The organism is Mycobacterium sp. 050128 (genome assembly GCF_036409155.1).
In the GTDB taxonomy this organism is placed as follows: domain Bacteria; phylum Actinomycetota; class Actinomycetes; order Mycobacteriales; family Mycobacteriaceae; genus Mycobacterium.
In genome coordinates this window covers 1,731,611-1,752,313 of the sequence record NZ_JAZGLW010000001.1, presented here as the reverse complement: position 1 = coordinate 1,752,313, position 20,703 = coordinate 1,731,611, and the positions used below count along the sequence as shown (strand labels likewise).

The following is a 20,703-nucleotide window of genomic DNA, read 5'->3' as shown; positions in this document are numbered from 1 at the left end:
TCTTTGAACGTGCCTCCTTACCCAGAGGAACCCGACTACTACTCCGAGTACGAGCCGACGCAGGCCGCGAAGTACGGCGGCGGTTATGACCAGGGCGGTTATGACCCCGAGCCGGAGCCCCCGACACCGTGGTACCGACGCGCGCCGGCGCTGGTCGCGGCGGGCGCACTGGGCGTGATCGTGCTCGGCCTAGTGGCCTACGCGATCGTGACGCTGGTGAGCGGTTCGCCGGCGCCGAGTCCGACCACCACGACGACGCCCACGCCGTCGCCCACGACGACGGTTACCACCACCGCCGCGGAGCCCACGCGGCACCACCCACCCGGAGGCGGCGGTGCGCCCCCGCCGACCCAGACCGTGACCGAAACGGCGCCACCGCCGAGCACGGACACCCCGACGACGACCGTCCCGACGACGACCGTTCCGCCGACGAGCACGGTGACACTGTCCCCGAGCACCGAGACCAGCACGGTTACCCAGACGGTCACCGTGCCGACGCGTCGTCCGTTCGATCCACGTCCATAGCGGGCCGGTAAGGTCGAGGCCATGAGTCGGCTCGAGCGCGGCCTGGCGCGGCTGCGGGACATGCGCTTTGACCTGTACTCCCAGCCTATGCGGCAGGTCAGCGTGGAGCTGAAGATCGTGTTCTTCGCCGTGCACCTGCCGATCGCGGGCGGTAAAACGCTGAGAATCCCGATGATCGCGACGGTTGGGCCGATGCCCGAACAGTCTGGCGCCGACGAGTCGGACGACGGCAAGGCCTAGTTGCACGCGGTTTCGTAACCACTCGTTAACGTCTTGCGGAACAACGGCTTACCGCATGAGCCGGTGGTCTCGGCCCTGCGCGACAAGGGTTATCGTCAAAATCCCGACGCCACGGCTCGAGGAGCTGCGAATGAGCACGGAAGACGACCCCGGATTTCCGGCGGACGCGCTGGGGTTCACGCCGATCGCGGCTGGCGAAGAGCCGGACCACGTGATGCGGACCTGCGGAGTCTGCGGGGGATATTTCCCCACCAAGCCAGGAACCCCCTTTGACCGCGCCGCGCTGTGCCAGGCGCACCTGCTGGTGACGCATGCGTTGATGCGCCGCGACGGCACCGCCTGGACCGAGTACGACCACGACCCGCACACCCGCCGCGAGCTGGACAGCGGCCCGGGATTGACTCAGGCGTGCCGGGGGTGGTTGGACAGCAACGGCATCACCTCCGGCGAATGGAAGGTAGAAGCGCGCGGTGCCGACACCGGCGACAGGCTGGCCGAGTCCGAGGTCGTCAACCTCTCCGAAAAATGACGTCCGCCGCTGTAAAGCGCGCCCGAAGGGATTCGAACCCCTAACCTTCTGATCCGTAGTCAGATGCTCTATCCGTTGAGCTACGGGCGCCGGTACTTCAGTTGTGTCCCCGAAAGGACTTCAGCGGAGGCGAGAGGATTTGAACCTCCGGTCCCCTTTAGGGGGGACAACTCATTAGCAGTGAGCCCCATTCGGCCGCTCTGGCACGCCTCCCTTGGACTTCATGAGGGTACCCGACTCGACGCGGGCGTCCCTGAACCGCCGGAGGCATAGCGTACACAGCGGGGACATATGCTGTCGAAGTGACTGCCCGCCTACGGCCTGAGCTGGCCGGGCTGCCAGTTTACGTTCCTGGTAAGACCGTGCCGGGTTCGATGAAACTGGCCAGCAACGAGACGGTGTTCGGCCCGCTGCCCAGTGTCCGCGCCGCAATCGAGCAAGCGACCGACGTCGTCAACCGCTATCCGGACAACGGCTGCGTCCAACTCAAAGCGGCGCTGGCCAAGCACGTCGGTCCGGGTTTCGACCCCGAGCACATCGCCGTCGGCGCCGGCTCGGTCAGCCTGTGCCAGCAGCTGGTGCAGATCACCGCCTCGGCCGGCGACGAGGTGATCTTCGGCTGGCGCAGCTTCGAGCTCTACCCGCCGCTGGTCCAGGTCGCCGGCGCGACCGCCGTCAAGGTGGCGCTGACCGACCATACCTTCGACCTCCACGCGATGTCCGCCGCGATCACCGAACGCACGCGGCTGATCTTCGTCTGCAATCCCAACAACCCGACCTCGACCGTCGTCGATCCCGACACGCTGATCCGCTTCGTCGAGGCGGTTCCGCCGCACATCGTGATCGCGATCGACGAGGCCTACGTCGAATACATTCGCGACGACATGCTGCCCGACAGCCTGGGCCTGGTCCGCGCCCACCGTAATGTCGTTGTGCTGCGCACTTTTTCGAAGGCCTATGGCCTGGCCGGGCTGCGCGTCGGCTATGCGGTCGGCCACCCCGATCTGATCACGGCTTTGGACCAGGTGTTCGTGCCCTTCTCGGTGACGAACGTCTCGCAGGCCGCCGCGATCGCATCGCTGGATGCCGCCGACGAATTGTTAGCCCGCACAGACTCTTTGGTCGCCGACCGGGTCCGGGTGAGCGCAGAGCTGCGGGACGCCGGATTCACCTTGCCGCCGTCGCAGGCGAACTTCGTCTGGTTGCCGTTAGGCCTGCGCACCCGGGACTTCGTCACGCGGGCAGCCGACGCGGGCATCGTGGTTCGCCAGTACGGCGACGACGGGGTCCGCGTCTCCATCGGCGCGCCCAAAGAAAACGACGCACTGCTGGCGTTTGCCCGCGACTGGATCAGACACTCGGAGGTGGACGAATGAGCTCGGCCCGCAAGCAGTTTACCGAATTCAAGGAACGCGACAGTATCACCGATGCCGAGCTCGACGAGTTCTGGGCGACGCTGGAGCCGGCGACGATTGACGAGATGATCGGCGAGTGGAAGGGCGGTGAATTTCTCACCGGACACATGATGAACGGTCAGCTGGAGAAGGTCGGTTGGTTCGGCAAGACCTTCACGTCGGTAACTGACGTGCAGCCGTTGGTCTGCCTCGATGCCGACGGAAACAAGTTCTCCAACAAGGAGATGGGCAAGGGCGAGGCGAGCCTGTGGCTGGAAGAATTCCGCGGCGAGGTCACCGCCACGATGGTTTACGACGGGCAGCCCGTGCACGACCACTTCAAGAGGATCGACGACGACGCCGTGATGGGCATTATGAACGGCAAGGGCGTGCTCGACTTCCAGGACGGGGTGGGCCGCTACTACTACTTCTATCTCGAGCGCGTATAGCGCCCTTGGCTTTTGAGTGTGCACACGGGATTTTGAGGGTGCGCCCGGGGCGGGATTTCGGCGGTCTTTCCGCCCTGAGCGCACACTCGGGGTGGTAGGCGCACACTCGACGCGGCGTGTCAGTCGTGATCTGTCGGGTATCGAGAGGCGAACACTTCTGCCTGTGCCGCGGCAGCATGCTCCGGCGTCGGCAAGGGCAAGAAATCCGTCACGAAATCGCGCAACGCCCCGCCATCGGCGATCCCGATCTCATGCATGGCCTCCGGCAGCGCGGCGTTTCCGAGCAGATTCCATTGGCCGGCCAGCCCCTTTTGACGAGCCAAGCCCGCAAGAACGACGATCTCGGCCGCCAGCTCGGACTCGGTCATGTCCGTCACTTTCGACGACAGACGGACCCGTTGGGTTCTTCCGTCCATCAGCGCCGCGACCGACACCGTCCTCGGTGGGTTGGTCACCGCGAACAGCGGGCTTCCGTCCACCTCGTTGTCATTTTCTTCCAGCTCCTCTTTGGCGGTTTGCGAACGGACGAATTCCAGTCCGGATCCCGTCTCGCTGGGCTGGGCCGGTGCATAGCCCGGTAACGCGCCGGCGACACCGCCGCCATCGTCGGCAGCGGCTTTGCCTGAGCCGGAGAAGTTCAGCGCCGCGGCAAGACCGCCCTGGTCGTCATCATTTCCAAAGTACTGAGGCATTTCTTCCTCTCCTATGTCTGAACTGGTAACGGGCAAGCACTATTTCGGCTGCGCCTGGTCGTCGAGGTTTTCGCGCAGCTCCCCGTCGACACCCTGATACGTTTCCTCGGCCGCGCGTAGTTTTGCGGACAGATCAGCGGCCGCCTTCGCCAGTGCGAGGCCCGCCGCGCGGCGCTGGTTCACCAGACCGCCCCCCGCAATGTTGGATCCCCAGCTGATGACGCCATGGGTTATCCAAAGCCACTGTGCAACGGTGTCGGTCGTCTTGGCCGCGTTGACCGCGGTGGCGGCCACCGCATCCTGGCGCTTTGCCAGGTTGGCCAGATGTGTTGGGTCGACGTTCAGGTTCATCATGATTGTCTCCTTATCTTCGAGTTCCCGCACCCACCGTGTCAGCGAATGTGGTTGTTTTGCTTGGCTTCTGGGGTTTTCGCTGCATCGACGGGTGCGCGCTCCGCTCCCTCGGAGCCCGCTTCGGCGCCGGCGGCATCCCGCGCGCGGGCGGGTTTTGCGGGTTGTCTCGCCGAGGCGAGTGGCTGTGCGGACCCCATGGTCTGGTTGACCCGGTTCAATTGCTGGGGGACCTGCCTGGAACTGTCCGCGAACTGCCCGGTCATCGCGGGCCCGTCAACGGCGGTCGGCGTTGCTTCTGCCTCACGCTGATCGAGGGTTTCAGTGTCGCTGAAGCAGGCGCCGCGCCGGCTCTGCTCGTCGAGCGAGACTACCTGGCTGGATATTTCGGCCAGCCGCGCAATGCTCGGCGGTGCGGAGAAGTCCGACAGTGCGTCTGAGATGGCCTGCAGGTCGGGAGTGTAAGTTTCATCGGCGCCCAGCACCTCAATCGTCGCGAAAGTCCCTGTGGGCGCTGCCCGGTCAGCGATGCTTTTGTACTCGTTCGCGAGTGCGTCGAACTTCTGTGCTGTCTCTCCCGACGAGTTCATCACTTGGGACTCGTAGCTGATGATGGTCAGCGATATCGCAGAAACCGTGACGGATTGGAACGCCACTGACCAAGCAGGGCCAATCACTGGCCACGCCCACATAAGTAAAGCCGCGGCCTGCGCAACTTGGAGCGCCAACAGCGACAATGCAATGACCCGGTGCGCCTGTTGAATCTTTGCGGCGTGGTCTGCGACGCATTGCTGCGTCTGCTTGTCCAGTTCTTGCAAGATATCCGCGAGATTCTTCAGGTGATCATTCACGGCCGCATACGATTTCGCCGCATCACCATCCCATTTCGCGGGGTCCGGGTTGGCCAGCTCCTGCGTGAGACGCAGGTTCTCGAACCTGTCTTTCCCCGTGCTGAATGCGCCGCCCTGGTCGGCTGCCAGAAAACCATTCACCATGTCTAAGGCGGCGACGGCGACCATCGCTATGTCGATGATGGCGGTCGGGGTCGGGGTGGGCCCCGGTTTAGCCAATCCGGTTTTGAGCATGTCGAACTTGTCCCGCAGGTACCAAGTAAACTTCCCGGCCGCCGCACCCATATTTGCCCCGGTCGTGACCCAGTCCTGCTGGAGCCCGGCGCCGAGCGCGGGCGAACCCCGTCCGACCACATATGCAAGATCGTGGGCACCTCTTAACCAACTCATGTCCCTATTCCTTTCGCTCGTGATTGAAGTGCAATGATGCTGCGCACGGCGGGCCGAGCCTAACGCGCGCAGATCGAATCGTTGGATGAATTCCAATGTCTGGCAGCGGTTTTCATTCCTGGCCGGCAAATGAAGGGCTGGACGTTACAGCCTGGCAGCGGCGCGGTGAACGGAATCGGCGCGCCTCAGTTTTGGAGTAGACCGATCACGGCCTCCGTCCACGCCCGCATCTCGGTGTAGATCGCCTGTTCACCCCCGGCGCGTTTGCCACCCTTGCCGCCGCCTTCGGCCTGCTTGCTCGGCGAGCCGCCCACAGGTGCCATGCCCACGCCCCCGCCGCCCGTTGCGCCGGCCGCCCCAGGGGCCCATCGGCTGTGGTCGGGTCGGGGCGGAGCGGGAACACCGCCTCCTGCACCCGCCCCAGCCGCAGACCCCAGCGGCGTCGAAAGGGAGATACCGGCCCCCGCCTTCGCGCCACCGAACGGCGGCTTCACTGACGCCGGTTTGACCTTCGATGAAGGCGGCTTCGCCCCCAATGCCCCGGCGAGTTTGGGGTCGTTCGGCGTGCCCGGTATCGGCGGCATCCCGACGGGCGGCATGCCGGTCAGGCCGGAAACATTGTCCCCAATGGGCAGGTCCTGCGGACCAGACGGCAAGTCGCCGATACCGTCGCCGATGCCGTTGTCGTTCTCGTTGCCGTTGCCAAGGTCGGGCGGGGCCGCGATGTAATAGGCCTGCGGAGGCCGCATCGCGTCGACCGGCGTCAGAGGCAGCTCCGCCTTCGTCTTGTATTGGGCGAGCACTTGCTCCGAAACCTGTTGTGCCAGCTTGTAATAATCTGTGACCTTCTGCTGCAACTCGGTGTATTGCTTTCTGGCCTTCTTGTCCGTCGCTGTGGCCAGGCCGTTCATGGCCTCGACCCAGGCCCGGTCGTACTCCTCGACCTCTGCCAGCGGCGGGTGGTACCCCCAGGCCCACCGCTGCGCCGCGGCGACCTTTCGAGCCTGCGTGGCCATGGTTGCGCACGCCTCGGCCATTTTGACCGTCCATTCTTTTTGCTGGTCGAAGCTGGACTCGACGGAATACAGGGCATCGCCGCGCCAGGATCGAAAGGGCCGGAACGCGTACGAGGCGTCCAGCAGGCTTTGCCCGTACGCGCTCCACGCATCGGCGAAGCTGTCGAACGCCACGCCTTGATCGGGTTCGGCGATTTCCTTGGTCGCCTGCTTCAACTCTCGATACGGAGCGCCCTCGGTCGGATCGAGGACGAGTTCCGGAATGGGGAGCACGCCCTGGGTCTCGAACCCACGCCCGGACACGGCCGCCGCCGACACCGATGTGTTGTCGTTGATGGCGCGCTCGGCCGACTCGTCGGTCTCCTCATAGGCTTTGGCCGCATTCCGCAGCGCCTCTGCCAAACGCCGCCGCTCACGATCGCCCACGGCAAGGTAGATCCGCAAGTTATCGGCGGACGCCGCCAGTTGCTTGGCCGCCGTGACGACCATCGGCAGGGCGCACGGCGCTTGGGGGTTTTCGGTGGGTAGCCCCGGAATGGCGGCCTCCAGCTCGCCGGCGCGCGCCAGCAGCTCATCCAGTTCTACGTTCAGCGTCTGTGCCATTGGGATCAGCTCCTCCGTGGTTCTTCGGGGTGTTACTAAAAGCCTCTGGTAACAGCTGCTATTTGTGAAATGAATCGTTAACATGACATCCATGCGCACTACGCATATCGACCAGGTGGATCTGAATCTGCTGCCGCCGCTGGTGGCGCTACTGGAGGAGCAACACGTCTCGCGTGCGGCCGACCGGGTCCGGCTAAGCCAGCCGGCGATGAGCCGCGCCCTGCAGCGGTTGCGCCGACACTTCGGCGACGAGTTGCTGGTGCGAGGACCGGACGGCTACTCGCTGACGCCGCGCGCCGAGCGTCTGCGTGACCAACTCACCACGGCCATAACGCATTTGGAGCAACTGTTTGCGACGGAGGCGTTCGACCCAGCCACGGCCACGCAATCGTTTCGCCTCGCCGTCAGCGACTACACCGTCGCCACGTTCGGACCCGCACTGGTGCGCACGATCCTGGCCGAATCACCCAATTCGACGGTGAGTTGCGAAGTTCTGGACCAGCACGCCTTCGACAAACTTGACGCGGGGACGATAGACCTGGCGATTTATGGCCGCATCGCACCCGAAAGGTATTGCAGTCAACACCTTTTCAGCGATCGCTTCGTCTGCGTCGTCGCCGCCGAGCACCCGCTGGCCGACCAGACATCCGTCTCGCTGTCCACGTATCTGCGCCTACCCCACCTGACGATCGACATCGGCCAGCCCTGGATAGACCGGGCACTCGAGCCGCTCGGCGTCACGCGCCGCGTGGCCGTCAGCGTGCCCTACTTCGCGCTGGCGCCCAGCATTTTGCCGGGCACCGACCTGCTGCTGACCCTTCCGGAACGGGTGGCACGCAAGAACGCCGACCCCGCGCAGACCCGCATTCTCGCGGCGCCTCGCGAGTTGATCGAACTCGAGTTCTACGCGGTGTGGCACCCGCGCTTCGATCAGGACCCGTCCCACAGCTGGCTGCGCGAGAAGGTCCGCGCCGCGGCCGAATCGACCGCGTGAATTATCTGGCCGGGTCGCGTCCGGTGAACGCCACGAGCTGATCCAAGGCGCTGGCGTCCGCGGGCACGTCGACCGGATCGTCGAACCCGGCGGCGCCACGGAATTCCGGCCTGATCGTCTTGTGCGCCAGGTCCAGCACGTACTCGGCCAGCGGCTCCGGGGCGTCGACGTCGCGGCCCACCGCGACGGCGTAATCCCAAGCGTGGACTAGGAATTCGATCGAGAAGATGCCGCACGCCGACTTGGCCGGCATCTCGGTCTTGCCGAATGGCACGGTGCCGTCCAGGCCGCGGTGGTGCCAGGCGTCCAATGCCGGGCGGGCCGCGAGGATGATCTGGCGTTCCACCGAGTCGCCCGGATCGCGCTCCGGGAACCGGGCACCGGCCATGCCGCCGATGCCGGTGATCGATTTCAGCAGGTGCTCGGTCAACTGGGTCACGTCGTATTCCGAGCAGCCGGTCTGCCGGGACATGTCGTCGCCGGCGAAGGTGTGCAGGACCTGCTGCAGCACCCCGAGGGTGTCTTCGGCGCTGCGCAGCTCGTCGGCCGGTGGAGAATCTGGCCCGGGTCGCAAATCACGAGGCATATTCGCCACGCTACGGTCTCGATATGGCCGATACATACGAATCCGTCACCGTCGAGGTCAAAGATCACGTCGCGCAGGTGACGCTGATCGGGCCCGGAAAGGGTAACGCGATGGGGCCCGCCTTCTGGGCCGAGATGCCGGATGTGTTCGGCACCCTGGACGCCGACCGGGACGTGCGGGCCATCGTCATCACCGGATCGGGCAAGAACTTCAGCTACGGCCTGGACCTGCCCGCGATGGGCGGCACGTTCGCGCCGTTGCTGGCCGACGGGGCGTTGGCCCGCCCCCGCACGGATTTCCACACCGAGCTGCGGCGCATGCAGGGTGCGATCACCGCGATCGCCGACTGCCGCACCCCGACCATCGCCTCGGTGCACGGCTGGTGCATCGGCGGCGGCGTCGACCTGATCTCGGCGGTGGACATCCGCTATGCCAGCGCCGACGCCAAATTCTCGGTGCGCGAGGTCAAACTCGCGATCGTCGCCGACGTCGGCAGCCTGGCCCGGCTGCCGCTGATCCTCAACGACGGCCATCTGCGCGAGCTGGCGCTCACCGGCAAGGACGTCGACGCGGCCCGCGCCGAGAAGATCGGCCTCGTCAACGACGTCTACGCCGACGCCGAGGCCTCGCTGGCCGCCGCCCACGCCACTGCGGCCGAAATCGCCGCCAACCCGCCGCTGGCGGTCTACGGCGTCAAGGACGTGCTCGACCAGCAGCGCATCGCGGCGGTGTCGGAAAGCCTGCGCTATGTCGCGGCCTGGAATTCGGCGTTCCTGCCGTCCAAGGACCTCACCGAGGGCATCCAGGCGACGTTCGCCAAGCGTCCGCCGCAGTTCACCGGGGAGTAGCCGGGCGCCACGTACCCTCGCGGGGGTGGCAACGATGACTGCAGACGGCAAGATCCGCGTCCCGGCCGACCTGGACGCGGTCACCGCGGTCGGCGACGAGGACTACTCCGAGGTCGACAGCGCCGCCGTCGAACGAATCTGGCAGGCCGCCCGCCACTGGTATCAGGCGGGCATGCACCCGGCGATCCAGTTGTGCATCCGGCACCGGGGTCGCGTGGTGCTCAACCGCGCCATCGGGCACGGCTGGGGCAATGCGCCTACCGACTCCCCCGATGCCGAGAAGGTCCCCGTCACTACGGACACACCGTTCTGCGTGTACTCGGCGGCCAAGGCCATCGCCGCGACGGTGGTGCACCAGCTGGTCGAGCGGGGCGTCTTCTCCCTTGACGACCGGGTCTGCGAGTACATGCCCACTTTCACCAGCCACGGCAAGGACCGCATCACGATCCGGCACGTGATGACCCACAGCGCCGGCCTCCCGTTTCCGACCGGGCCGCTGCCGGACCTCAAACGGACCGACGATCACGAGTACGTGCAGGAAATGCTGAGCAATCTGCGCCCGCTGTACCGGCCGGGGTTGATCCACATGTACCACGCGCTGACCTGGGGCCCCCTGATCCGCGAGATCGTCTACACCGCCGCCGGCAAGGACATTCGCGAAATCCTGGCCGCCGAAATCCTTGACCCGCTTGGGTTTCGGTGGACCAACTTCGGTGTCGCCAAGCAAGACCTCGATCTGGTCGCTCCGAGCCATGCCACCGGTCGGCCTTTACCTCCGGTCATCGCGCAGATATTCCGAAAGGCCATCGGCGGCACCGTGCACGAGATGATCCCGGTGACGAACGAGCCGTTCTTCTTGACCACGGTGATCCCCTCGTCCAATACCGTCTCGACCGCCAACGAGATGTCACGGTTCGCCGAGATCTGGCGTCGCTACGGCGAACTCGATGGTGTGCGGGTCCTCCAAGCGGAGACAATGCGAGGCGCGGTCACCGAATCCCGGCGGTTGCGGCCGGATTTCGCCGTGGGGCTGATGCCGGCTCGCTGGGGTACCGGCTTCATCCTCGGGACCAACCGATGGGGCCCGTTCGGCCGCAACGCACCCGAAGCGTTCGGCAGTCTGGGCTTGAGCAACATAGCGATCTGGGCCGACCCGGAGCGCAACTTGGCCGCCGGTCTGATCAGTAGCGGTAAACCCGGCCGCGACCCGGAACTACGTCGCTACGCCACGCTGATGAACACCATCGCGGCACAAATCCCGACCGATTGAGCGCGCAGACAGTGGGAACACTGCGGCGATGGCCAATTATCGAGTGATCAACCCGCACGGCGACATCGTCGCGACCAAGGACATCGCCAGCGCCGAGGACGCGCACGCCTGGTTCGTCGACAGCAAGGCCGACAACAGCGAACTCGGCTGGCGGATGGAAGTCGAGCATGACGGCGACTGGTCGTTCTTCGACGACACCGAGGGTGGCGGCAGCTAGACCGTGTCTCGCAGGTCCGCCTGCCGACAAAACGGCCTTTACGGCCAAGTCATTCGAGCAACAATGATGCATGGATTCGGACCGCTTTCGCGAGCTGCTCGGTGTGCCCGGGCCATTCGCGTCGGTCTACTTCGAAGATTCCGATGACGACGGCGACCCCAGCCCTGCGCTTGAGCTGACATGGCTCGCGCTGGGTAAAGAGCTTGAGCGGCAAGGCGCGGACGAATCGATCACCGTTGCAATCGAACACGCCGTGATGGGACTGCGTTTGCCGATCGGCCGCGGCGGGCGCGCAGTGGTGGCCACGACCAGTGGGGTGGTCCTCAACGAACACCTGCTGCGGCCAACCGTCGTGCCAATCGTCCGAGTTTCCGAATTGCCGTATATCGTCCCCATTCTCGAATTCGGGGTCGCGAATTCGGATTACTTGCTGGTGGTGGCCGACCGAACCGGGGCGTTCATCACCCGCCACGTCGATGCCGTCCGGTTATCCGAATCCGTCGAGGCCGATGCGCAGCCGGGGCAGCGACTGCGCACCGTCGCGAACCGAATCGGCGAACTCGTGCACGACACGTCGTTCGGCGAGCTGTTCCTGGTTGGCGATCCGGAATCGCGTTCGAATCTGCTGGCGGCGCTGCCGGACCCGATCCGCAAGCGGATGACGTCGCTGCCGGTCGCGGACCGGCGCGGTGGCTATGACTTCGAGGAGATTCAACGCGCCATCGACACCACGCTGCTGTGGCAACGGCAGGGCACCATGGACACCGCCGCGGCGCGCTTCACCGCCGAACTGGGCCGGCAATCCGGGCTGGCGATCGAGGGACTCGGTGCGGTCTGCACTGCCCTGGGCCAGGGCACGGTCGACACCCTGATCATCGGCAACATCTACGACGCCCTGGTGGTCGCCGACGAACGCATGACAACAGTCGCTGCCACCGCCGCCGGACTGCCGCAGCAAAGCGCCGCGACGGCCAAGACGGTGCGGGCCGACGAGGCACTGCCGCTGTTGGCGATTTCGGGGGGCGCGTCGGTGGTGCGCACCGACGAGCGAATCTCCCCGGCCGACGGCATCGGCGCGATTCTTCGCTGCGCGCCGACGCCCGATCAGCCGCGCCGCTGAACACCGCGGTGGCGGAGGGATTTGAACCCCCGGACGGTTTTAGCCGTCTCTCGCTTTCAAGGCGAGTGCATTAGGCCGCTCTGCCACGCCACCGCTGACAAGGGTAACGGGGCTAGTACCGTGGCCCGCATGCGCGCCATCGTCGCCGAATCTTCCGACCAACTCGTCTGGCAAGAGGTCCCCGATGTCTCCGCCGGACCCGGCGAGGTGCTGATCAAGGTCGCCGCGGCCGGCGTCAACCGCGCCGACGTGCTGCAGGCCGCCGGCAAGTATCCGCCGCCGCCTGGTGCCAGCGACATCATCGGCATGGAGGTATCCGGCGTTGTCGCCTCAGTGGGGTCGGGCGTCACGGAATGGTCCGTCGGACAAGAGGTTTGCGCGCTGTTGGCGGGCGGCGGCTACGCGGAATACGTCGCGGTTCCCGCGCCTCAGGTGTTGCCGATTCCGGGCGGCGTCTCGCTGGAGGATGCAGCGGGGCTGCCCGAGGTGGCCTGCACGGTGTGGTCGAATCTGGTGCTCACCGCGCACTTGCACGAGGGCCAGCTGCTGCTGATGCACGGCGGGGCCAGCGGCATCGGAACCCACGCGATTCAGATCGCGCGGGCGTTGGGCGCCCGGGTGGCGGTCACCGCTGGTTCCGAGGAGAAGCTGCAGACCTGCCGCGACCTGGGCGCCGAGATCACCATCAACTACCGCGACGAGGACTTCGTCGCGCGGCTGCAGGATTGCGGCGGCGCCGATGTGATCTTCGATATCATGGGTGCCTCCTACCTGGACCGCAATCTCGATGCGCTGGCCACCGACGGGCAGCTGGTGATCATCGGCATGCAGGGTGGTCTCAAGGCCGAGCTCAACATCGGCAAGCTGCTGCCCAAGCGGTTACGCGTGATCGGCACGACGCTGCGGGGCCGGCCGGTGACCGGCCCGAACAGCAAGGGCGAGATCGTCGCAGCCGTGACGGAGTCGGTGTGGCCGATGATCGCCGACGGCCGGGTACGGCCGATCATCGGCGCCCGCATGCCGATTCAGCAGGCCGGCGATGCCCACCAGAAGCTGGTCTCGGGCGAGGTGCACGGGAAGATCGTGCTGACCGTATAGCTTTCGCACATCGAGTGCGCGCTCAGGTTTTCGAGTGAGCGCTGAGGGCGGGATCTTTGCCGAATTCTCGCCGTGAGCGCGCACTCAAACACAGAGTAGGTGCGACCGCGGCGATCGCGACGGCGATCTAACCCAGCGACGCGAGCGCGCGGACCAGTTGATCGACCTCGGCCATCGTCGAGTAGTGCGCCAGCCCGACCGTCACCGCGCCGCCAACCTCGTTGGCGCCCAAGGCATCCAGCACGCGCGAGCTCTCGTTGGAGACGGCCAGAATTCCGTTGTCCGCCAACCGCTGTACGACCCGCTCGGCGGGCACGCCCTGCAACGCGAAGCTGACGAGCGGGATCCGCACCTCCGGGCGACCGATCAACATCATCAACGGCAACGACCGCAACGAGACCATCAGGTAGTCGAAGATCCGGTTGAGATACGAGGTGGCGGATTGCATCGACACCGACAGCCGCTCACGCCGGCTGCCGCGGGCCGACTCGTCCAATGCCGCAAGGTATTCGATGCTGGCGACCACCCCGGCTAACAGTCCGAACTGATGCGCGCCCACCTCGAGGCGCGCCGGGCCGGTGGCGTTGGGATCGGTGGAGACCGAACTGAACGAGTTGATCATCGCCGGATCCCGGAACACGATCGCGCCGACCGGCGGGCCGCCCCAGGCCGTCGCGTTGACCGCCACCACATCGACGTCGGTCTCTTTGACGTCGAGCAGTCGGTAGGGCGCGGCCGCGGAGTGGTCGACGATCACCAGCCCGCCGACGTCGTGCACCAGCTTGGTCATCGCCCGCAGATCGGTGACCGTGCCCAGCGTTCCCGATGCGGAGGTGACCGCGACCAGTCGCGTCGACTTCCCAATCAGACTCTCCCACTGCCACGTCGGCAGCTCGCCGGTCTCGATGTCGACCTCGGCCCACTTCACCTTGGCGCCGTAGCGGTGCGCAGCCCGCAGCCATGGGGCGATGTTGGCCTCGTCGTCCAGGCGGCTGACGACCACCTCGTAGCCCAGACCGGCCCGCGAGGATGACGCCTCGGCCAGCGAGGACAGCAGGATCGCCCGATCGGCGCCCAGCACGATGCCCGCCGGGTCGGCATTGAACAGATCGGCCACGGCCGCGCGCGCCGCTTCCAGGACCGCGGCGCTGCGCTGCGCCGACGGGTGCGCTCCCACCGTGGTGGCACTGGAGCGGCGGAAGGCGGTGGAGACGGTGGTCGCAACGGAATCAGGGATCAGCATCCCGGTCGGCGCGTCGAAGTGCACCCATCCGTCACCCAGTGACGGATGCAGTCCGCGCACCCGGGCGACGTCGTAAGCCATGCAGCCACCTTAGAGCTTGCGCACTAGAGCGAAATCGTGACGATAGCGGGTGCCACAGACGTCAGAGCCAGCCGGTGGCTGCCCGAGCCAGGTCACCCGGCCAGCCATACTAGTCCAGTGGGGCTCTGGATCGGAACGCTGATCGCACTGTTTTTGCTGATCGCCCCGGGGACAATCGTTGCGCGTATCGCCCAGCTAACCTGGCCAATCGCGGTCGCAGTCGGCCCGGCGCTGACCTACGGTGTCGTCGCGCTGGCGATCATTCCCTACGGTGCGCTCGGAATCCCGTGGAACGGTTGGACTGCGCTCGCGGCGCTGGCTGTCGTGTGTGTGGTGGCGACGGGTTTGCAATTGCTACTGGCCCGCTACCGCGACACCGACGCCGAGGCGCGGGGCATCGCCGGCTGGCCGGCGCTGGCGGTTGGGGCCGGGGTGGCGCTGGGCACGCTGCTGATCATGTGGGCGGCCTACCGCGGGCTGGCCGCTCACTGGCAGGCCGTCCCCAGCACCTGGGATGCGGTGTGGCATGCCAACGAAGTGCGCTACATCCTCGACACCGGCCAGGCGTCGTCCACCCACATGGGCGAGCTGCGCAACGTCGAGACCCACCAGACGCTGTACTACCCGTCGGTGTTCCACGCCCTGACCGCGGTGTTCTGCCAGCTCACCGGAGCGGCCCCGACCACCGGCTACACCCTGAACTCGGTCGCGGCCTCGATCTGGCTGTTTCCGACCAGCGCGGCGATGCTGACCTGGCATCTGCTGCGCCCGGTGATGACGCCGGGCCGCGCCGCCGCGATCTCGGCCACCGCGGCCGCGCTGTCGGCGTCGTTCACCTCGGTGCCCTACGTTGAGTTCGGCGTCGCCGCGATGCCCAACCTGGCCGCCTACGGCGTCGCGATCCCGACATTCCTGTTGATCACCTCCACGCTGCGGCATCGCGACCGCATCCCGATGGCCGTGCTGGCGTTGGTCGGCGTGCTGTCGGTGCACCTGACCGGCGGATTCATCGTCATCCTGTTCCTGTTGGGCTGGTGGCTGCTGGACGTGTTGTGGCATCCGGTGCGCGGGCGGGTCGCCGACGCCGCAATCCTGGCCGCGGTGGCGGTGCCGACGGGGGTGATCCTGGCGCCGCAGTTCATCGGGGTGCTCAAACAGGCCGACATCATCGCCGGGCATGCCTTCCCCAGCTTCAAGAGCGCCAAGCAGGGCGTCATCGATGCGCTGCTACTGCACACCCGCCACCTCAACGATTTCCCGACCCAGTACGGCCTCGTCGCGCTGATGTACCTCGGCATGGCGTATCTGCTGTACAAGCGGATCTGGTGGCCGGTGGCGGTCTGGCTGGTGCTGACGGTGGCGACCGTCTACGCGGGGGCCCCGTTTCACAACGCGGTCGGCGCCGCGATCGAGGAGTTCAGCCAGTTCTTCTACAACGATCCGCGCCGCCTCACCTCGGTGGTGACGATGCTGGTGATGCCGATGGCAGCCATCGCGCTGTTCGGCGGGGTTGCGCTCGCGGTCGCGGTCGTCAAACGAATCACCGGCCGGTTCAAGGAGTTGCCCGCACCGTTCTGGGTCTCGACCACCGCGGTCCTGCTGGTACTGACGACCCTGTTCAGCGCGCGGCATTACTTCTATCGACACCTGGTGCTGTTCGGCGACAAATACGACTCGGTGATGATCGACCAGCGCGACCTGATGGCGATGGAGTATTTGTCCAAACTGCCCGGCGCCCACGACACCCTGATCGCCAACGCGAACACCGACGGCACCGCCTGGATGTATGCGGTGGCCGATTTGCACCCGCTGTGGACCCATTACGACTTCCCGCAGCAGACCGGGCCGGGACCGCAGCGCTACGTCATCTGGGCCTACGCCAACCGTGGCAATTCCGATCCGAGGGTCGTCGAGGCGATCAAGGCGCTGAATATCCGCTACATCTACAGCAGTGAGCCGACGGTTCGCGGGTTCGCCGTCCCCGACGGACTAGTGTCGCTGGAAAAATCGAAGTCGTGGGCGCTGATCTACGACAACGGTGGGGCCAAGATCTACGAATGGCGCGGAAATGCCACACCGCCCCGCCCATAGACGTACAAGAGGATGGTGACCGGATTGATTAACGGCAACGACGGCTCGGGCGACGACGGCGTCGAGATCATCGGCGGGGTCGATCCGCGAATCATGGCGCTTCACGATGCCGGCGACGACGACGATTCCGACGAGCGTTCCCTGACCGACCTTGTCGAGCAGCCCGCCAAGGTGATGCGCATCGGCACGATGATCAAGCAACTGCTCGAAGAGGTGCGGGCGGCTCCGCTCGACGAGGCCAGCCGCAAGCGGCTGCGCGACATCCATGCCACCAGCATCCGGGAGCTCGAAGACGGTCTCGCGCCGGAACTTCGCGAGGAACTCGATCGCCTCACCCTGCCGTTCAACGAGGACGAAGATCCGTCGGACGCCGAATTGCGGATCGCGCAGGCCCAGTTGGTCGGCTGGCTGGAGGGGCTGTTCCACGGCATCCAGACCGCACTGTTCGCCCAGCAGATGGCCGCCCGCGCGCAGCTCGAGCAGATGCGCCAGGGAGCGCTGCCCCCGGGCATCGGGCGCCACGGTCCGGGCTCGGGCACCGGGCAGTACCTGTAAGAGCAGGCGTCAGTGTCAGGTCCTCGCGGTCCGCATATCGAGACCAGTAACGCGTGGGTGGAGTTCCCCATCTTCGACGCCAAGTCGCGATCGTTGAAGAAGGCCTTCCTCGGCAAGGCCGGCGGCTCGATCGGTCGCAACAACTCCAACGTCGTCGTCGTCGAAGCGTTGCGCGACATCACCATGTCGCTCGAGCTGGGCGACCGCGTCGGCCTGGTCGGCCACAACGGAGCCGGGAAATCGACTCTGCTGCGCCTACTTTCGGGCATCTACGAACCCACTCGGGGCTGGGCTAGGGTCACCGGTCGGGTCGCCCCGGTGTTCGACCTCGGCGTCGGGATGGACCCCGAGATCTCCGGCTACGAGAACATCATCATCCGCGGACTGTTTCTGGGGCAGACCCGAAAGCAGATGCTGGCCAAGGTCGATGAGATCGCCGAGTTCACCGAGCTCGGGGATTACCTGTCGATGCCGCTGCGCACGTATTCCACCGGGATGCGGGTTCGGCTGGCGATGGGCGTGGTCACCAGCATCGACCCCGAGATCCTGCTGCTCGACGAGGGTATCGGCGCCGTCGACGCCGACTTCATGAAGAAGGCGCAGTCGCGCTTGCAGGGTCTGGTGGAGCGTTCCGGAATACTGGTTTTCGCAAGCCATTCCAACGAATTCCTGGCCCGGCTGTGCAAGACCGCGATGTGGATCGACCACGGCATCATCCGCCAAACCGGCGGCATCGAAGACGTGGTGCGCGCCTACGAGGGTGAGGACGCCGCCCGGCACGTCCGCGAGGTGCTGGAAGAGACCCGGTTGCAGATCCAGGCCGAAAAGCCGCTGGCGCAAAGCGCTTCCGGGGATGAGTGAATCCATCTTCGCCGTCGTGGTCACCCACCGGCGTGCGCAGGAACTCGCCAAGTCGCTGGGCATGCTCAGCGCGCAGTCCCGGCTGCCCGATCACCTGATCGTCGTCGACAATGACGGCGGGTCGGATGCCCAGGTCCGCGATCTTGTTGCCGCCCAACCCATTTCGACGACTTACCTGGCGTCGCGCCGAAACCTGGGCGGCGCAGGCGGTTTCGCGCTGGGCATGCTGCACGCGCTGGCACAGGGCGCCGGTTGGGTATGGCTGGCCGACGACGACGGACGTCCACAGGATTCGCAGGTACTGGCCACGCTGCTGGCCTGCGCCGAAAAGCACGGCCTGGCCGAGGTTTCACCGATGGTCTGCAACTCCGACGACCCGGAGCGGCTGGCATTCCCATTGCGGCGCGGCCTGGTATGGCGCAGGCGCGCAAGCGAATTGCGCACCGAAACGGGACAGGATCTGCTGCCCGGGATCGCATCGCTGTTCAACGGCGCGTTGTTCCGGGCGTCCACCCTGGACGCCGTCGGCGTCCCGGACATGCGGCTGTTCATCCGGGGCGACGAAGTGGAGCTGCATCGCCGGCTGGTGCGTTCGGGCCTGCCGTTCGGGACCTGCCTGGACGCGATTTACCTGCACCCCTGCGGATCCGACGAGTTCCGCCCGATCCTGGGCGGCCGGATGCACACGCAGTATCCCGACAACGCGACCAAGCGGTTCTACACCTACCGCAACCGCGGCTATCTGTTGTCCCAGCCGGGTCTACGCAAGCTGCTGGTGCAGGAGTGGGTTCGGTTCGGCTGGTTCTTCCTGATATCGCGTCGCGATCCCAAGGGTCTGCTGGAATGGATTCGGTTGCGCCGCTTGGGACGTCGTGAGCAGTTCGGCAAGCCCAGTGGCGACCGGGAGCGCGGCGCAGCCGGGCGAAGCGGGTCGCCACCATCGGAACCCAGTGGCGACCGGGAGCGCGGCGCAGCCGGGCGAACCGGGTCGCCACCATCCGGATCTGGAGGAACCCCGTGACATTCATCGACGCCGCCGCCCAGTCGCGGACCTTCACCCGGGCCCGCAACGATCTGGTCGACGGATTTCGCCGTCGTGAGCTGTGGCTACACCTGGGCTGGCAGGACATCAAGCAGCGTTACCGCCGCTCGGTGCTGGGCCCGTTCTGGATCACGATCGCCACCGGGACGACGGCCGTCGCGATGGGCGGGCTGTATTCGAAGCTGTTCCACCTCGAACTGGCCAAGCATCTGCCGTATGTGACTCTGGGCCTGATCATCTGGAATCTGATCAATGCCGCCATCCTGGAAGGCGCCGACGTGTTCGTCGCCAACGAAGGTCTGATCAAGCAGTTGCCGACGCCGTTGAGCGTGCACGTCTATCGGCTGGTGTGGCGACAGATGATCCTGTTCGGCCACAACATCGTCATCTATGTCGTCGTCGCGATGATCTATCCCAAGCCGTGGTCGTGGGCCGACCTGTCGGTGATTCCGGCGTTGGCGCTGATCGTGCTCAATTGCATCTGGGTGTCGCTGTGCTTCGGCATCCTGGCGACCCGCTACCGCGACATCGGTCCCCTGCTGTTTTCGATCGTCCAGCTGCTGTTCTTCATGACGCCGATCATCTGGAACGACGACACCTTGCGCCAGCAGGGCGCGGGCAACTGGGCCAAGATCGTCGAACTCAACCCGCTGCTGCACTACCTCGACATCGTGCGGGCGCCGTTGCTGGGCGCCCACCAGGAGATGCGGCACTGGGCGGTGGTGCTGGTCCTCACCGTCGTCGGCTGGCTGCTGGCGGCATTCGCGATGCGGCAATACCGCGCCCGGGTGCCGTACTGGGTCTAGCGGGCTGCGTCGGTGACGATCATCTCGTCATCGCTGGTGGCCCACGCCCTGGTGAACAGGTCCAGGGACACCGTCTCGTTCGCGCCGTCGTCGGCGCCACTGTCGTTCATGTGCACTTGGGAGTTGACGACGTCGATCCCGGTGACCACGACCGCGTGGTCGGAGGTGGGCTGGCCGTTGCGGTCCTTGGCATCCACCGGCTGGCCCCAGATCATCTCGCCGTTCACCTCGACGATCACCTTGCGACCGCTGGACAGGTACTGCTTGAGGGCGGGCATGCCGCTGGACAGGCCCGTTGTGGGCGCGTCGCTGGTGTTGGTCAACCTGGCGGTGACGCCGTAGTGCGCCAGCAGTAACGGGAGGTCGTCCGGGCTGGTGCCCTGGCCGCTGTTCGGGTCGCTGGGGTTCTTGGGCACGGTGTAGATCGACCCCGGGTGGCTCTGGCTCGGCAGCTTCTGGGCCAGCGCGATGATCTCCTGCTCCGAGACCGGCCGGCCGGTCACCTCGCCGATCACATCGGCGGCGGCCATCAACGCGCAGTCGTCGTAAGTCTGGGGCTTCCAGAACGCGGCGGCCGCGGTCGGGTCGCCGTACATCCCACCGGTGGTGATGTCGTCGGCGTGCGCCAACCCCGTCGCGAACGCGAGGCTCAGAAAGAAGGCGATGATCGCGAGACCGGCAGTCCGAGTGGCCTTTCCGGCCAGCTTGGCGGTGGTCATGATGGGCTCCTTTGCTCATCTGCGCGTAGCGATTGAGGTGCGTGAGAAAAGGCTCGGTCATCGCCCTGAATGAATCCTTGGAGCCCTGGCAGGACCACCGCCGAGCTGGACGCGCCAAGGATCCTTCGAGAA

At 65.9% G+C, this 20,703-nt stretch carries 23 protein-coding genes and 3 tRNA genes; 16 read left to right on the top strand and 10 right to left on the bottom strand.

Annotated elements, in window-relative coordinates; genetic code table 11:
- Nucleotides 1–9 precede the first annotated feature (9 nt).
- From SKC41_RS08440 to SKC41_RS08430, 3 genes are all read left to right on the top strand, one after another.
- The gene (locus SKC41_RS08440; RefSeq protein ID WP_330977214.1) at nucleotides 10–525 is read left to right on the top strand and encodes a hypothetical protein; all 516 of its coding nucleotides are present in this window, start codon (nucleotides 10–12) and stop codon (nucleotides 523–525) included.
- A gap of 21 nt (nucleotides 526–546) precedes the next feature.
- Complete coding sequence (locus SKC41_RS08435; RefSeq protein WP_330977213.1) at nucleotides 547–765, top strand: hypothetical protein; 219 nt, start codon at nucleotides 547–549, stop codon at nucleotides 763–765.
- Nucleotides 766–895: 130 nt separating this feature from the next.
- Nucleotides 896–1,294 (top strand): hypothetical protein, encoded by a 399-nt coding sequence (locus tag SKC41_RS08430; RefSeq protein WP_330977212.1) that lies wholly within the window; start codon nucleotides 896–898, stop codon nucleotides 1,292–1,294.
- Between the two features lie 17 nt (nucleotides 1,295–1,311).
- Here the strand turns inward: SKC41_RS08430 and SKC41_RS08425 are convergent.
- Both SKC41_RS08425 and SKC41_RS08420 read right to left on the bottom strand, forming a co-directional pair.
- A tRNA-Arg gene (locus SKC41_RS08425) sits at nucleotides 1,312–1,384 on the bottom strand.
- A gap of 34 nt (nucleotides 1,385–1,418) precedes the next feature.
- Nucleotides 1,419–1,507: transfer RNA gene (locus tag SKC41_RS08420), tRNA-Ser, on the bottom strand.
- Between the two features lie 89 nt (nucleotides 1,508–1,596).
- On the opposite strand from SKC41_RS08420, the gene SKC41_RS08415 reads away from it, so the two are divergent.
- Together SKC41_RS08415 and SKC41_RS08410 are read left to right on the top strand one after the other, a co-directional pair.
- A complete protein-coding gene (locus SKC41_RS08415) occupies nucleotides 1,597–2,670 on the top strand; it encodes a pyridoxal phosphate-dependent aminotransferase (protein ID WP_330977211.1) in 1,074 nt (357 codons plus the stop codon).
- On the top strand, nucleotides 2,667–3,137 hold the full coding sequence (locus tag SKC41_RS08410; protein WP_330977210.1) for a DUF4334 domain-containing protein: 471 nt from the start codon (nucleotides 2,667–2,669) through the stop codon (nucleotides 3,135–3,137). The genes SKC41_RS08415 and SKC41_RS08410 overlap by 4 nt, the downstream gene beginning before the upstream one ends.
- Nucleotides 3,138–3,256: 119 nt before the next feature.
- On the opposite strand, the gene SKC41_RS08405 is transcribed toward SKC41_RS08410, so the two are convergent.
- The 4 genes from SKC41_RS08405 to SKC41_RS08390 form a co-directional block, all read right to left on the bottom strand.
- A complete protein-coding gene (locus SKC41_RS08405) occupies nucleotides 3,257–3,829 on the bottom strand; it encodes a DUF2694 domain-containing protein (protein WP_330977209.1) in 573 nt (190 codons plus the stop codon).
- A 39-nt stretch (nucleotides 3,830–3,868) separates the two neighbouring features.
- Entirely contained in the window at nucleotides 3,869–4,183 is a 315-nt protein-coding gene (locus tag SKC41_RS08400; RefSeq protein ID WP_330977208.1) for a type VII secretion target, read from the bottom strand.
- Nucleotides 4,184–4,221: 38 nt separating this feature from the next.
- Complete coding sequence (locus tag SKC41_RS08395; protein WP_330977207.1) at nucleotides 4,222–5,421, bottom strand: EspA/EspE family type VII secretion system effector; 1,200 nt, start codon at nucleotides 5,419–5,421, stop codon at nucleotides 4,222–4,224.
- Between the two features lie 185 nt (nucleotides 5,422–5,606).
- The gene (locus tag SKC41_RS08390) at nucleotides 5,607–7,040 is read right to left on the bottom strand and encodes a PPE domain-containing protein (protein WP_330977206.1); all 1,434 of its coding nucleotides are present in this window, start codon (nucleotides 7,038–7,040) and stop codon (nucleotides 5,607–5,609) included.
- 91 nt (nucleotides 7,041–7,131) lie between these two features.
- Between SKC41_RS08390 and SKC41_RS08385 the strand changes: the two genes are divergently transcribed.
- Nucleotides 7,132–8,034, top strand: coding sequence for a LysR family transcriptional regulator (locus tag SKC41_RS08385; RefSeq protein WP_330977205.1), 903 nt, complete (start codon nucleotides 7,132–7,134; stop codon nucleotides 8,032–8,034).
- A 1-nt stretch (nucleotide 8,035) separates the two neighbouring features.
- On the opposite strand, the gene SKC41_RS08380 is transcribed toward SKC41_RS08385, so the two are convergent.
- Nucleotides 8,036–8,620 carry a TIGR03086 family metal-binding protein gene (locus tag SKC41_RS08380; protein ID WP_330977204.1) on the bottom strand — a complete coding sequence of 195 codons (585 nt, stop codon included), beginning with the start codon at nucleotides 8,618–8,620 and terminating at the stop codon, nucleotides 8,036–8,038.
- A gap of 23 nt (nucleotides 8,621–8,643) precedes the next feature.
- On the opposite strand from SKC41_RS08380, the gene SKC41_RS08375 reads away from it, so the two are divergent.
- From SKC41_RS08375 to SKC41_RS08360, 4 genes are all read left to right on the top strand, one after another.
- Nucleotides 8,644–9,468 (top strand): crotonase/enoyl-CoA hydratase family protein, encoded by an 825-nt coding sequence (locus tag SKC41_RS08375; RefSeq protein ID WP_330977203.1) that lies wholly within the window; start codon nucleotides 8,644–8,646, stop codon nucleotides 9,466–9,468.
- A 34-nt stretch (nucleotides 9,469–9,502) separates the two neighbouring features.
- Complete coding sequence (gene lipE / locus SKC41_RS08370) at nucleotides 9,503–10,738, top strand: lipase LipE (RefSeq protein WP_330977202.1); 1,236 nt, start codon at nucleotides 9,503–9,505, stop codon at nucleotides 10,736–10,738.
- 28 nt (nucleotides 10,739–10,766) lie between these two features.
- Complete coding sequence (locus SKC41_RS08365; RefSeq protein ID WP_330977201.1) at nucleotides 10,767–10,955, top strand: hypothetical protein; 189 nt, start codon at nucleotides 10,767–10,769, stop codon at nucleotides 10,953–10,955.
- 70 nt (nucleotides 10,956–11,025) lie between these two features.
- Complete coding sequence (locus tag SKC41_RS08360; RefSeq protein WP_330977200.1) at nucleotides 11,026–12,075, top strand: baeRF2 domain-containing protein; 1,050 nt, start codon at nucleotides 11,026–11,028, stop codon at nucleotides 12,073–12,075.
- A gap of 6 nt (nucleotides 12,076–12,081) precedes the next feature.
- Here the strand turns inward: SKC41_RS08360 and SKC41_RS08355 are convergent.
- A tRNA-Ser gene (locus tag SKC41_RS08355) sits at nucleotides 12,082–12,168 on the bottom strand.
- A gap of 36 nt (nucleotides 12,169–12,204) precedes the next feature.
- Here SKC41_RS08355 and SKC41_RS08350 point away from each other — a divergent pair.
- Complete coding sequence (locus SKC41_RS08350; RefSeq protein WP_330977199.1) at nucleotides 12,205–13,173, top strand: NAD(P)H-quinone oxidoreductase; 969 nt, start codon at nucleotides 12,205–12,207, stop codon at nucleotides 13,171–13,173.
- A 127-nt stretch (nucleotides 13,174–13,300) separates the two neighbouring features.
- Here SKC41_RS08350 and SKC41_RS08345 read toward each other — a convergent pair whose 3' ends face one another.
- On the bottom strand, nucleotides 13,301–14,497 hold the full coding sequence (locus SKC41_RS08345; protein WP_330977198.1) for a cysteine desulfurase-like protein: 1,197 nt from the start codon (nucleotides 14,495–14,497) through the stop codon (nucleotides 13,301–13,303).
- Nucleotides 14,498–14,614: 117 nt separating this feature from the next.
- Here SKC41_RS08345 and SKC41_RS08340 point away from each other — a divergent pair, with 117 nt between their 5' ends.
- Genes SKC41_RS08340 through wzm form a run of 5 tightly spaced genes read left to right on the top strand, consistent with a single transcriptional unit; the run spans nucleotide 14,615 to nucleotide 19,852 of the window.
- The gene (locus tag SKC41_RS08340; RefSeq protein ID WP_330977197.1) at nucleotides 14,615–16,588 is read left to right on the top strand and encodes a DUF6541 family protein; all 1,974 of its coding nucleotides are present in this window, start codon (nucleotides 14,615–14,617) and stop codon (nucleotides 16,586–16,588) included.
- A 12-nt stretch (nucleotides 16,589–16,600) separates the two neighbouring features.
- Nucleotides 16,601–17,143 (top strand): bacterial proteasome activator family protein, encoded by a 543-nt coding sequence (locus SKC41_RS08335; protein ID WP_330977196.1) that lies wholly within the window; start codon nucleotides 16,601–16,603, stop codon nucleotides 17,141–17,143.
- A gap of 12 nt (nucleotides 17,144–17,155) precedes the next feature.
- A complete protein-coding gene (gene wzt, locus SKC41_RS08330; protein ID WP_330977195.1) occupies nucleotides 17,156–18,004 on the top strand; it encodes a galactan export ABC transporter ATP-binding subunit Wzt/RfbE in 849 nt (282 codons plus the stop codon).
- Nucleotides 17,997–19,025 (top strand): galactofuranosyltransferase GlfT1, encoded by a 1,029-nt coding sequence (gene glfT1, locus SKC41_RS08325; protein ID WP_330977194.1) that lies wholly within the window; start codon nucleotides 17,997–17,999, stop codon nucleotides 19,023–19,025. The genes wzt and glfT1 overlap by 8 nt, the downstream gene beginning before the upstream one ends.
- Complete coding sequence (gene wzm, locus SKC41_RS08320; protein ID WP_330977193.1) at nucleotides 19,022–19,852, top strand: galactan export ABC transporter permease subunit Wzm/RfbD; 831 nt, start codon at nucleotides 19,022–19,024, stop codon at nucleotides 19,850–19,852. The genes glfT1 and wzm overlap by 4 nt, the downstream gene beginning before the upstream one ends.
- Here wzm and SKC41_RS08315 read toward each other — a convergent pair.
- Nucleotides 19,849–20,571 (bottom strand): C39 family peptidase, encoded by a 723-nt coding sequence (locus SKC41_RS08315; protein ID WP_330977192.1) that lies wholly within the window; start codon nucleotides 20,569–20,571, stop codon nucleotides 19,849–19,851. The two genes, wzm and SKC41_RS08315, sit on opposite strands and share 4 nt — an antisense overlap.
- Between the last annotated feature and the right edge of the window lie 132 nt (nucleotides 20,572–20,703).